Source organism: Porphyromonas loveana, assembly GCF_003096695.1.
Lineage (GTDB): Bacteria > Bacteroidota > Bacteroidia > Bacteroidales > Porphyromonadaceae > Porphyromonas > Porphyromonas loveana.
On the sequence record NZ_QEKY01000012.1, the window covers coordinates 63758 to 73327 of the forward strand.

A 9570-nucleotide genomic window follows, 5' to 3' on the forward strand; every position below is an offset into this window, starting at 1 on the left:
GAGAGTACTCCGTTTGCAAAGATATAGTATTATCGTAAAAACGGGCACATTTAGTATTTGCTTCTTCGCACGGAGGTGTCATCGATGGCATATTGACAGACTTTTCCACTGCTCAGTATCAGTTATGTGTTCATGCGTATATATGAGATTTGAAACAGGAAGATACTTAAACTCATTTGTGACGACAGACCTTTCCTGTCAAGAATTGGAGTGTAAATCGGTAATTTCCCATTTCGGAAAATTGTTTTTTCCACGCAGGGAAAGCTTGTTTCCCGAGCCGGAAAAAACTTCATTAGGAACGTCTTTTTACGAGAATCTCCCTTTGTCAATTGCTGTTTTGTTGTAAAAATGGATGGTTTTTCTTCCATTTTGATAATGAAAACCGTAATATGTCGCCATAATGGAGCTGGTGGGGCGATTTTTTTAGTTTCTTTGTAGAAGTCGTACTTACAATACACATCAAAAAAATATTCGATTATGGACATTATTCTTTCTATCCTGCCCATTGTTCTCCTCATCGTTCTGATGTTAGGCTTCAAGATGGCGGGAGACAAAAGTGCCGTATTGGCACTTATTTGTGCAGCTCTCGTAGCACTGTTCGGTGCCCCTGCGTTGGGCTTTGCTCCCCAAGACTTCAGTACCGCCGGCGTCGGTTGGGCTTTCGTTGAGGGCGTGCTCAAGGCTGTTTTCCCTATCCTTATTATCATCTTGATGGCTATCTACAGTTATAATGTATTGCTCGAATCGGGTAAGATCGAGGTTATTAAGAAGCAGTTTACCGGCATCAGTCAGGACAAGAGCATCCAAGTGCTCCTGCTTGTATGGGGATTTGGTGGCTTGCTGGAGGGTATGGCCGGATTTGGTACGGCCGTGGCCATTCCTGCCGCCATCCTGATCAGTCTGGGATTCAAGCCGGGATTCTCTGCTTTGGTGAGCCTCATCGCCAATAGTGTGGCTACGGGATTCGGTGCCGTGGGAGTGCCGGTGACTACGTTGGCGAACGAAGTGGCTGCCAATGGTGTGGCTACGACGGGCGAGATACAAGTGATCAGTGCCCATGTCGTCTTGCAGCTATCGTTGCTGATGTTCGTCATTCCCTACATTATCCTCTTCCTGACGGATCGCAGCGCCAAGAGCCAACCCAAGAATATAGTCCTCGCTCTTCTGGTAGGGGCGGTGTCGTTGGCGGTGCAATACGCCTCGGCGCGCTTCTTGGGGGCCGAGACGCCGGCCATATTTGGTAGTATTGCCGCCATTATCGTGATCATCGCTTTTGCCCGTGTGACGGCGCGTAAGAACAAAGTAGAGGAGACTGAAACGGAAAAGTACAGCCCTAAGCAGATCTTTGAGGCTTGGAGTGTGTATCTTTTCATCCTCTTCTTTATCGTACTGGCGAGTCCTGTGAGCGGACCGATAAGCGGCTTCCTCAAGACTACGCTGGTGAGCAAGATTGCTTTGCCGATCTATCATGGCACCAAGACGTTCAACTTCGGGTGGCTTAGCAATGCGGGTCTGATGCTCTTCCTCGGTGCTTTCCTCGGTGGCTTGGTGCAGGGCGTTTCTGTGAAGCGACTGATGGCTATTCTGGGTAAGACTGTTATTGGCTTGAAAAAGAGCGGGGTGACCATCATCAGCCTCGTATCCATGAGCGCCATCATGACGTATAGCGGGATGATTCTCGTTCTGGCTACGGCTCTGACCGATGCCACCGGCACACTTTATCCGCTCTTTGCTCCGCTCATCGGTGCCATAGGCACCTTTGTGACCGGCAGTGACACCTCGTCCAATATCCTCTTCGGTAAATTGCAAGCCGGGGTGGCACAGCAGATCGGTGTGGACACGCAGTGGCTCGCTGCGGCCAATACGGCCGGAGCTACCGGCGGCAAGATCATCTCGCCGCAGAGCATCGCCATCGCTACGGCCTCCTGCAATCAGCAGGGACAAGAGGGTGCTATCCTTCGTTCTGCCATACCCTATGCACTCTTCTACGTTGTGGTCGTGGGGCTGATGGTCTATTTCCTCGCGTAGGATAAGACTCCTTCCGGCATTTATATGGGGAGGCACATAGGTCGTTTTGGGCCTGTGTGCCTCTTTTCGTTTACATTCATTTATATCTTTGCGCGCAGGTAATCTTCTTTTTTCGTATGATTAACTCCCCGTCTCGTGCCCGAAGCCTGTCTGTTGACGGCCAAATAGAGCCACAAACCTACTTTCCTGAACTGCGGAAGCTGCTGGCCGATTGGTATCATGCGCACAAACGTGATCTGCCATGGCGGCAGACTACCGACCCATATCGTATATGGATATCGGAGGTCATACTCCAGCAGACGCGAGTGGAGCAGGGACGCGACTACTACCATCGCTTCATAGAGCGTTTTCCTGATGCGCAATCTTTGGCAGAAGCCACTGAGGACGAAGTGCTGAAGATGTGGGAGGGGCTGGGTTATTACTCCCGCGCCCGCAATCTGCACCGCGCGGCACAGATGGTCGTGTCGGACTTCGGCGGATGCATCCCTCGCTCGCAGAAGGAAATTCTGCAGCTGCCCGGCATAGGCGACTACACGGCCGCGGCAATTCTTTCCTTTGCTTTCGATCTGCCCTATGCGGCTGTGGATGGCAATGTCTTCCGTGTCGTCAGCCGACTGCTGCATATAGACAGCCCGATCGATACCCCGCAGGGCAAAAAAATCTTTGCCGCTTGGGCCGATGCCTTGCTTGACCGGGAAAATCCCGCCACGCACAATCAGGCCATGATGGAGTTCGGCGCCTTGCATTGCACCCCCACGTCTCCCGCTTGTCTGCTCTGCCCGCTACGTCGTTTCTGCTTGGCCGATGTGGCCGGATGCGTCCATACGCTTCCCGTTAAGAAGGGCGGGTTGCGCATCTCCAATCGCTACCTCTATTATATATATGTACGGGTGATCACACCATCCGGGGCTTATACCTATATCTGTCGTCGTCCTGCGGGGGATATATGGCAGGGACTGTACGAATTTCCCTGTATTGAGTTGGACAAAAAGGCCTCATTGGAGTCCCTCTTACAGACCACGGAGGTGAGCGTCCTGCTCCAAATCACTTCGGGTAGTATGGGTAGCCATCCTTTCAAAACCTTCAAACACCAGCTCACTCACCGCAATCTCTGGATGCATGGCTACCTGCTTACGGCTTTGCTCGATGATGTGCCTGAGATAGAAGGCTTCCGCTCCATCCCCGAAGATCAGCTTGCCGACTATGCTCTCCCCCGCGCACTCCATCTCCTTATAGACTCCCTGCCTTCTCGCTGACAGACCTTCTTATAGCGATGCAAGGGTAGCATCTTTTTTTACTCTCAATGCTGCCGTGAGAGCGATGAAGTGTATCCTTTGAATTTTAGAGCTGAAAAAGCTGAGAATTTGGCGCGGAAAATCTGGAGAAGATCGCGCCAAAAGTTTTTCAAATTGGCGCATAAATTTTTTCGAAATGGCGCCAAAATAATTTCTTTTTGGCGTGAGTTTTTTTCGGCTGTCAGCACGAATTGGTGGTCATAACACATCTACAGATTTTTTTACATCCTGTGTGACTGTATTTCAAAAGGTGTGCATCGTGTTTGCTTTTTCGAAGGATGGTGGGCGCACATTGCCCCTTCTCTGTCTGAATTATGCAGTAATAACGTACCTTTTCCAATTGTGTATTTCTTTGCATATTTGTATCCTGTTATGAAGCCATTTACTCTTTTTTCGCTCTTTACCCTTGCTGTTTTGGCCGCTATGCTGTCATGCGGTCGCAAGGGGAGCGGCTCGGAAGGGCACGATGAGGCCCTCACGCTCACACTCGGCGCCATGCCCTCCATGGACTATCTGCCCTTCGTCGTAGCGCAGAAGACGGGGATTTATGATTCCCTCGGTCTGAAGCTCAACATCGTTAAGTTCTACTCTCCTAATGAACGGGACGCTGCTTTCCATTCCGGCAATGTGGAAGGGACGGTGATAGACTATACAGGTGCCGCTATGCAGCAGGCAGGAGGCATAGACCTGCAGCTTGTGATGCGCCTGGACGGATACTTTCGTCTGATAGTGTCGAAGGACTTTGCCGGAGACAATCTGCTTGCTCTCCGTGGGAAGACGCTCGGTATCTCACGCAATACGGTCATCGAGTACACGACCGACCGCATCTTGGAGGCGGCCGGTATGAAGGAAGCAGACATTACCAAGACAGAGGTTAATAAGGTGCCGCTCCGCCTCGAAATGCTGCGTAGCGGACAGATCGATGCCGCTGTCCTGCCCGATCCTTTCATCACCATAGCCATGGCCGACGGCATGAACACACTTGTCTCCACGCAGGAGCTGGGTATATATGTAACCGGAGCCGCATTTACCGCCAAAACGATCCGCGAGAAGCGAGAAGCAATGGAGCTTCTCCTGCAGGGTTACGACCTCGCTGTGGACTACATACGATCGCACGATCGCCAAGCCATACGGAGCATTCTGGTCGAAGAGGTCGGCGTGCCGGAGCCGTTGGTCGATGACGTGATTTTGCCTGAGTACACTCATGCCCAGAAGCCTACGGACGAAGACTTACGCCTGACCATCGATTGGCTTCATGCCAAGCAGCTTGTCCCGCAAGACTACGACGGCAAGTCCCTCATCCGATAATGCTTTCCATCCGTCATCTATCCGTTACCTATCATCACGGGAACGCTGAAGTGAAGGCCCTCGAAGATCTTTCGCTCAGTATTCCGGAGGGTGAGATCTTTGCCGTCACGGGTCCTTCGGGTTGTGGTAAGTCCACTCTCCTGCACGTATTGGCAGGGGTGCTGACGGATTATAACGGAGAAGTCAGGATGGATGGCCGGCCCTTGAGCCCGCAGCAGTTCTCTATCGGGATTGTCCCTCAGCAATATGGTCTCCTGCCGTGGAAGCGAGTGCGGGAGAATATAGTCCTGCCCGCCATGCTACGCAAGGATGAGATCGATGCGGCAGAGCTGGAAAGTACGATTGAGATTCTCGGTTTGTCTGATCTGCTTCACCGCTATCCACGGGAGCTGAGCGGCGGGCAGCGACAGCGCGTGGCCTTGGCGCGTGTCTTTCTGCAACGCCCGCAGCTACTTCTTTTGGACGAGGCATTCGCAGCTCTCGATATGCTTACGGCCGAGAAGAGCCGGCAGCTCTTCCTGCATCTCTGGGACAAACATCGCGTTACCACCGTAATGGTGACGCACAACGTAGAGGAAGCTGTAGCGATGAGCAGCCGCGTAGCCATCATAAGCGGAAGCCCGGGAAGACTGGTCGATGTGTTCGAACATCCCGATGCAGACGTCATTCGTCGAACCCTCAATCAGCCCGAACGATGATGAAGCGTACCAAGCGACTTCTGGGTCGCATCTTCATGGGAGCACTCCTGCTCAATGTACTCTGGTTCTTGGCTGCAATACTCCTTGATACGCCTGCTCTCGTGGATCCTGTGACGGTCTATGGACAGATCGGTCGCGTGTGGCAGCAATCCATGTCCCTGCATCTGCTGGCCAGTTTGCGCCGCATCATCATCGGTATTGCCATTGCACTCCTTTTTGGATTGGTGATGGCTTTGGCCATGTATCGCTACAGAAGTTTCGGACAGGTGATGGACTCCTTCGTTTACTTCTGCTATCCTGTACCCAAGCTGGCTCTACTTCCCGTCATTATGCTGTTGGCCGGATTGGGCGATGCCACCAAGATCATCATGATCGTGCTGATCATTATTTTTCAAATCATTATCAATCTGCGCGACAGCCTGCGGAATATCCCGAAGGAGAGTTTCCTTGTTCTCACATCGCTCGGTGCCACGCACAGACAGCTCCTGCGTCATCTGCTTCTGCCTGCCATCACACCCGAAGCGCTATCCACGCTACGTGTGGCTATCGGCACGGCCATATCGGTTCTTTTTGTGACCGAAACGTACGGCACCGACCGAGGAATGGGCTTTTTCATAGTCGACGCATGGATGCGTATCAGCTATACAGAGATGTATGCAGGCATCGTTGTTTTGGGCATGTCGGGATTTTTCTTTTTCTTGCTAATTGATATGCTCGAAGCCAAGCTCTGTCGATGGCGCAACAGTTGATGTAACGATAGAAAATCATTCACACAAATAATAATTAAAGACAATGAAACTAAAGTACTTTTTGGCAGCATCAATCTTGATGCTCGGCGCAGGAAGCATCTGTGCACAACAGTCCGCAGGAAGTCTTGTAAACACCATCAAGGAGCGCATGACCTTCAGTGGCTATGCTCAGGCGGGTTACACCTCTCTGTGGTATCCCGATGGGAAAGAGATGTACAACTACAATACTTTCGATGTCAAGCGGATTGTTTTGCGTGTCGATGCAGCTATCACAGACAAATGGTCTATAGCCTATTTTGCAGATTTTGGCAAGGGTTATACCACTCTGGAGCTGTACACAACCTATAAGGCGACACCTGAGTTTGGTATCAGGTTGGGACAGTTCAAGACTGCTTATACAATTGAGAATCAACTCTCGCCGGCAACCATTGAGACGATCACGTGTGGCTCTGCAATTACCAACTTCCTGGCAGCAGGAGACGGTAGTGATCCTTTGATGGGTGCTCAGAGCGGACGTGACATCGGTATTGAGGTTTATGGAGATCTCTCCAATGATGTGCTCAGCTATCGTCTGGGGGTTGTCAATGGACAGGGTATAAATCGAGTAGATGCCTCTCTCCAAAAGACATTGATGGGCAGTCTGACACTTCGCCCCTTTGAGAATCTTTCTTTCACGGGTAGCTTTATGAGTGGCAAGACGCTTGCAAAAGAAGATCTCACAATTCCGTTCTACGAGGTGGAAACTGACGACCTCTACGATCGTCTTCGTTGGAGTGTGGGCGGTATGTTCCGCTCAAAGTATTTTGACCTTCGTAGCGAGTATCTTTATGGAAAGGATGACAATAGGGTTACTGATGGTTTTTATGTGACAGGTGTGGCACGGCTCTTCAAAAACATTGACCTCATCGCCTCATATGACTATATGGATCTTTATAGACTCAATAAGTTCTACAATGTCACTGCAGGACTTCAGTATTGGTTCTATCCCAAATGTCGTTTGCAGGTGCAGTATGCAATGATGGATCTGAAAGGCCCTCAGAATACCTCCCACGCCATCATGACTCAGGTGCAGGTGGGCTTTTGAAGAGAGTCAGAACTCATGATTAAGATATAAAGAGGGCTGCGGAGATTCTCCGCAGCCCTCTTTGCATTGACTATCACCGACCACAGGGAAAGACCTAAAAGGGCATCAACTTTTTTAACTCTCTACGGCTTAGAATGCGTATCTTTGTAATTCAATAGATTGGCAGAAACAAGTAATTCGTCTCTATAAGGCATGATCGCATCTTCGATTCTATACGGCATTGTCATCGGTATTCTCGTGTCGGCCCCCATGGGCCCGATAGGAGTCCTGTGTATCCGTAGGACGCTGCATAGAGGTCAGCGCGACGGTTTCTACACCGGCGTCGGAGCCATGCTGAGCGATCTTTTCTATGCTACGGTGACCTACTTAGGCATCGGTCTGGTGATGAACTTCATCGACAGTAATGAGACTTGGTTGCAGCTACTCGGTAGTGTGGTTATGCTCCTCTTCGGTATCTATCTCTATCGAAGTGCACCCTCATTCAAGGTCGAGGACAAGGATAATAACTTCTCTCTGTGGCACACAGTGCTCAGCTCTTTCGGACTAACACTGTCCAATCCTTTCATCATATTCTTCTTCATTGCGCTCTATTCGCGTTTCAACTTTGTGGTGGATGTCCCGGGCAAAATGTTTGTTGGTTACACTTCCGGTATGCTGGGTATTGCTTTGGGGGCGATCGGTTGGTGGTCGCTCATCACGTATTTGGTTAGTATTTTGCGCAGCCGTATCAATATCGCAGGCATTCGTTGGTTCAATCGTATCGTTGCCATCATCTTTATTGCCATTTCTCTCTTCGGTCTCTTCAGCGGTCTTTACGACATCTTAGCCTGAAACGATTCTCTACATCTCTTTCCTCTCATCCCTTATTTCTCCTTTTGCCGGCTCTGCCGTATTTGTAGGAGGTGCAGTATTTTGTGCTTGCTGTCATGGTTATGGCGGTTATGTTTTCTGCTTGTAGTGTCGCAGTGCCTGTCCTTCATAGGATTGTCCGTGAGAAGATCGAAGGTGTGATCTACACTACCGACGGCAATGAATATCAAGGTCTGTTGTATGCTCCGAATGCATTGACGAAGAAGCTTACGCTGACAACCAACGATTACAATGTTGGTAAAAAAGAAAGAGGCAGATTATCCCATGCAGTTTTCGATAACTGATATGAGTAGGCGCGCAGTGAGAAAGAATCTGTTCGACTATCTGAGTGATGATCCAGTGTTCTGCAAGAAACTCACTAATCTTGAGATAGAGCCGGATGAGTATAAAACGATTGCTATTGAGTATAATCCAAATAGATGAGGGAGGGACGTGCAAGTCGCATTGCCGGATTCTTCTGAGGAATCTGAATAGCTCCCATCGCTGACTGACAATATTTATAAAACGAAGAAGGCTGTGTCTGAAGGAATTCTCCTTCGACACAGCCTTTCGTGTGAGTAGCTATCTATCGCACTTGTAGCCCATAGGGGAATCGAACCCCTCTTTCCAGAATGAAAATCTGGCGTCCTAACCGATAGACGAATGGGCCAAGACTAGCTTGTTACTCCCTATCTCCGGATGGCCGGAGAGGCCAATGGCAGGGAGAGCCTGATTACGCTAAGGCGCTGATGCGACGAGCCAGCTTAGACTTCAGGTTAGCAGCCTTATTCTTGTGAATAATGTTCTTGCCAGCCAGACGGTCGAGCATGGACGCCAATGCGGGGAATTTCTTTTCAGCCTCAGTGCGATCCGTCAGTGCGCGGAAAGCCTTTACCGCATTACGTGCCGTACGGGCATAGTAACGATTGTGCAGTCTGCGAGCATTTGTTTGACGAATACGCTTTTCTGATGAAATATGATTTGCCATATCCTTCTCTTGTGATAATTAAATTTGTAGCCCATAGGGGAATCGAACCCCTCTTTCCAGAATGAAAATCTGGCGTCCTAACCGATAGACGAATGGGCCTCCGCTTGTTGTTTAGCAAAGGACGATGATTCGTTTTGCGCTTGCAAAGGTAGTATTAAATCTGAAATTGCCAAACGATTTTTGTTTCTGACGCCAGTAAGTGCAGTTTTTTGTTCAGTTTTTTCTCTTGATGTCGAAAGATGGATGCTGTTTTGCCAGGTAACCGCATCAATAAAGGGAGTATTATCAACGAACGGGGCTTAAGGCTTTTTGATGTGGTTGCCTTGGAGACGAGGAATGCCCAATTCTCGTATGCTCTTATCTGCTAACTGATTGGTAAGAGGGCGAAATGTGTTGTCGATTATTCTGAAGAACAGTTTTGTCCTTAAGGAAGGACGGTTCTGTCCTCTATGGTGGATAAATTTATCCTTTAGACGGGAACTATTCGAAGAAAGGGTATTAGGGTGAGGATGAAAGGTAAGTAAATGGAAATGAGAGCGATTTGCGCCATATCTCGGTGGTTTGCACAGAG

At 49.7% G+C, this 9570-nt stretch carries 8 protein-coding genes and 2 tRNA genes; 7 read left to right on the forward strand and 3 right to left on the reverse strand.

Going from position 1 to position 9570, the window contains the following annotated elements:
- The first annotated feature begins 477 nt into the window (after window positions 1-477).
- The 7 genes from C7382_RS07620 to C7382_RS07650 all read left to right on the forward strand — a co-directional run bounded on the left by C7382_RS07620 (window position 478) and on the right by C7382_RS07650 (window position 7993).
- Window positions 478-2028: an L-lactate permease gene (locus C7382_RS07620; protein ID WP_116679695.1), complete on the forward strand. Its 1551-nt coding sequence runs from the start codon at window positions 478-480 to the stop codon at window positions 2026-2028.
- Window positions 2029-2144: 116 nt separating this feature from the next.
- Window positions 2145-3284 carry an A/G-specific adenine glycosylase gene (gene mutY / locus C7382_RS07625; RefSeq protein WP_116679696.1) on the forward strand — a complete coding sequence of 380 codons (1140 nt, stop codon included), beginning with the start codon at window positions 2145-2147 and terminating at the stop codon, window positions 3282-3284.
- 411 nt (window positions 3285-3695) lie between these two features.
- Window positions 3696-4631 carry an ABC transporter substrate-binding protein gene (locus C7382_RS07630; RefSeq protein WP_116679706.1) on the forward strand — a complete coding sequence of 312 codons (936 nt, stop codon included), beginning with the start codon at window positions 3696-3698 and terminating at the stop codon, window positions 4629-4631.
- Window positions 4631-5329: an ABC transporter ATP-binding protein gene (locus C7382_RS07635; protein WP_116679697.1), complete on the forward strand. Its 699-nt coding sequence runs from the start codon at window positions 4631-4633 to the stop codon at window positions 5327-5329. Before C7382_RS07630 ends, C7382_RS07635 begins: the two co-directional genes overlap by 1 nt.
- A complete protein-coding gene (locus tag C7382_RS07640; protein ID WP_116679707.1) occupies window positions 5329-6078 on the forward strand; it encodes an ABC transporter permease in 750 nt (249 codons plus the stop codon). The genes C7382_RS07635 and C7382_RS07640 overlap by 1 nt, the downstream gene beginning before the upstream one ends.
- Window positions 6079-6121: 43 nt before the next feature.
- The gene (locus C7382_RS07645; RefSeq protein WP_116679698.1) at window positions 6122-7162 is read left to right on the forward strand and encodes a porin family protein; all 1041 of its coding nucleotides are present in this window, start codon (window positions 6122-6124) and stop codon (window positions 7160-7162) included.
- Window positions 7163-7354: 192 nt separating this feature from the next.
- The gene (locus C7382_RS07650) at window positions 7355-7993 is read left to right on the forward strand and encodes a LysE family translocator (RefSeq protein WP_116679699.1); all 639 of its coding nucleotides are present in this window, start codon (window positions 7355-7357) and stop codon (window positions 7991-7993) included.
- A 616-nt stretch (window positions 7994-8609) separates the two neighbouring features.
- On the opposite strand, the gene C7382_RS07660 is transcribed toward C7382_RS07650, so the two are convergent.
- From C7382_RS07660 to C7382_RS07670, 3 genes are all read right to left on the reverse strand, one after another.
- A tRNA-Glu gene (locus C7382_RS07660) sits at window positions 8610-8681 on the reverse strand.
- Between the two features lie 63 nt (window positions 8682-8744).
- Entirely contained in the window at window positions 8745-8999 is a 255-nt protein-coding gene (gene rpsT, locus C7382_RS07665; RefSeq protein WP_116679701.1) for a 30S ribosomal protein S20, read from the reverse strand.
- Window positions 9000-9026: 27 nt separating this feature from the next.
- A tRNA-Glu gene (locus C7382_RS07670) sits at window positions 9027-9098 on the reverse strand.
- Window positions 9099-9570 lie beyond the last annotated feature (472 nt).

Coding starts and splice junctions, on each gene's coding strand:
- C7382_RS07650 (WP_116679699.1), top strand. CDS start 7,355: ATGATCGCATCTTCGATTCTATACGGCATTGTCATCGGTATTCTCGTG.
- C7382_RS07645 (WP_116679698.1), top strand. CDS start 6,122: ATGAAACTAAAGTACTTTTTGGCAGCATCAATCTTGATGCTCGGCGCA.
- mutY (WP_116679696.1), top strand. CDS start 2,145: ATGATTAACTCCCCGTCTCGTGCCCGAAGCCTGTCTGTTGACGGCCAA.
- C7382_RS07630 (WP_116679706.1), top strand. CDS start 3,696: ATGAAGCCATTTACTCTTTTTTCGCTCTTTACCCTTGCTGTTTTGGCC.
- C7382_RS07620 (WP_116679695.1), top strand. CDS start 478: ATGGACATTATTCTTTCTATCCTGCCCATTGTTCTCCTCATCGTTCTG.
- C7382_RS07635 (WP_116679697.1), top strand. CDS start 4,631: ATGCTTTCCATCCGTCATCTATCCGTTACCTATCATCACGGGAACGCT.
- rpsT (WP_116679701.1), bottom strand. CDS start 8,999: ATGGCAAATCATATTTCATCAGAAAAGCGTATTCGTCAAACAAATGCT.
- C7382_RS07640 (WP_116679707.1), top strand. CDS start 5,329: ATGAAGCGTACCAAGCGACTTCTGGGTCGCATCTTCATGGGAGCACTC.